Source organism: Mesorhizobium sp. M7A.F.Ca.CA.001.04.2.1, from assembly GCF_003998485.1.
Taxonomy (GTDB): Bacteria; Pseudomonadota; Alphaproteobacteria; order Rhizobiales; family Rhizobiaceae; genus Mesorhizobium; species Mesorhizobium ciceri.
Genome location: NZ_RZQT01000282.1, coordinates 1 through 1,209, shown reverse-complemented (window position 1 = coordinate 1,209; position 1,209 = coordinate 1). Strand labels below are relative to the sequence as shown.

At 62.5% G+C, this 1,209-nt stretch carries 1 protein-coding gene; it reads right to left on the bottom strand.

Annotation, left to right across the window (positions count from 1 at the left end; all coding sequences use genetic code 11):
• Positions 1–1,209, bottom strand: a 1,209-nt coding sequence (locus EN955_RS35035; protein ID WP_164769974.1) for a hypothetical protein, incomplete at both ends; no start/stop codon positions are given.

The following is a 1,209-nucleotide window of genomic DNA, read 5'->3' as shown; positions in this document are numbered from 1 at the left end:
CTGTAGGAACCGACAGAGGAGCCGCTGCCCTGGACACGTAGTTGATAGGTGCCCGGAACCTTCAGCGTCAGGGTAGGATCGCCTCCAATATTTCCGCCGTCCGAGCCGGTGAAGAAGCGAGTGGCTACCTCGCCCTGTGGCCCGATCAGGCTCCAGGTCAGGTCCGAACTGTTGGTCAGGGCATCGAAGAGGAGTTGCGTCGGTTGAGTGACGTCGAAGACGTAGTTGTCCTCTTCGCCCACCGTGTCGATCGCACCCGTCGTGGTGGCACCCAGCACAAGAGGCGTTCCGGTCGGAGCCGGCAGGTCGACATGGCCCTCGGACGTAACATTGAAGGTATATTGAAGTGTCCCGTTCTCCCCAATCTGCCCTTCGAAGAGCAGCGTGTAGGTACCCGTCAGAGGCAGCGTCAGGGTCGGGCTGTCATTGAAGTAGTTTGCGTAAACCTGACCACCATACGGATCGATCAAACGCCAGTACGGGCTGCCGGCACTAAGCGCCTGTCGACTGAGGAGAACCTGATCTCCGGCCGTGGCTTCGAAGCGGTAAAGCGCCGTCTCGTTTCCGGAGGGCAAAGTCCCCGACACCGGGTCGCCGAGCGTGATCGGCGTGGCGGCCGACAGATCAAGCAGCCGGAAGCTGTAAGGGTCGGTCGTGTCGAGATAGCCATCGACGATCAACGTGTAGGATCCCGCCACCAGGTCCAGAAGCGGAGTGCCCGACGGTCCGTCCGAATTCGAGAAGCTGAAGGGCGTGCTGTTCACCTCGCCGCGGGGGCCGATCAGCCGCCACGAGAGGTTCGGATCGTTGGTCAGGCTGTCGAAATAGAGCCGCTTCGCACTCGCCAGATCGAACGTATAGCGGTTCTGCTGGCCGGTGTGCGCGATCGCTCCGTCAACCGTCGCGCCGACCGTCAGTGCGGCTGTCGTGTCCTCGACCTTCTGGACCGCAAAGCTGAAGTCCACCGGGCTCGCGTTGGACACATCGCCCTCGATCGCCAGCGTGTAGCTGCCGCTGAAGGCCAGCGCCTGGACGTCGACGTCTCCATTCTGGAACCAGTTCGACCAGACCGTTCGGTCGAACGGATCGATGAGGCGCCAGTAGGCGGCGCCGCCGCTGTTGCTCTGCTGGTCGAAGAAGAACTTCTCGCCGGTCTGCGCATCGAAGCGGTAGAGCGCCGTCTCCGTGCCGCTCGGCAGCGTTCCCGAC